General features: G+C 63.4%; 1 protein-coding gene. It reads left to right on the top strand.

Annotated elements, in window-relative coordinates:
* A partial coding sequence (locus ACL03I_RS39370) for a condensation domain-containing protein (protein WP_412808652.1) occupies positions 1-1102 on the top strand: 1102 nt, incomplete at both ends.

The raw sequence follows: 1102 nt of genomic DNA, 5'->3' as shown, positions 1-1102 counted from the left end.
CACCCTCGACACCGAACTCATCACCGCACTACACACCCTCGCCCGCCAGCACGACTGCTCGGTGTTCATGGTCATCCACGCCACCCTCGCAGTCCTGCTCGCCCGCCTCAGCAACAGCACCGACATCCCCATCGGCACCCCCATCGCCGGACGCGGCGACCCCGCCCTCGACGACCTCATCGGCATGTTCGTCAACACCCTCGTCCTACGCACCCACATCAACCCCCACGAACCCTTCACCGACCTACTCACCCGCACCAGAAACACCGACCTGCAAGCCTTCCAACACGCCGACATCCCCTTCGAACAACTCGTCGACCACCTCACCCCCCACCGCACCCGCTCCCACCACCCCCTCTTCCAAACACTGCTCGCCTTCCAAAACCTCGACCAACCCCACCTCCACCTCCCCCACCTCGACATCACCCCCACCGAACCACCCACCCCCACAGCACGATTCGACCTACAAATCATCCTCACCGACAACCACAACGGCGAGATGACCGCCACCATCACCTACGCCACCGACCTCTACAATCCCACCACCATCGACACCCTCACCCACCGATGGCTCCACATCCTGCACGCCATCACCACCAACCCCACCCAACCCATCGCCACCATCGACATCCTCGACCCCACCGAAAAAACCGACCTCCTCACCCGCACCGGACCACCACCCACACCACCGACCACCCTGCCCGACCTCCTCACCACCACCGCCCACAACCACCCCCACAACACCGCCATCATCCACAACAACCACCACATCACCTACCAAGAACTCGACCAACGCTCCAACCACCTCGCCCACCAACTCCTCCACCACCACATCGGCCCCGAAGACATCGTCGCCATCGCCATCCCCCGCTCCCCCGAAACCATCATCGCCATCTGGGCCATCACCAAAACCGGCGCCGCCTTCCTACCCATCGACCCCACACACCCCACCCAACGAATCACCCACATCACCACCAACTCCCACACCACCATCGGCCTCACCACCACCCCCACACACCCACACCTCCCCCACACCATCAACTGGCTCACCATCGACAACACCCCACCCACCACCACCCCACCCATCACCGACAAAGACCGC

Source organism: Nocardia sichangensis (assembly GCF_047200615.1).
Lineage (GTDB): Bacteria > Actinomycetota > Actinomycetes > Mycobacteriales > Mycobacteriaceae > Nocardia > Nocardia sichangensis.
This window is presented reverse-complemented; position numbering and strand designations above follow the sequence as displayed.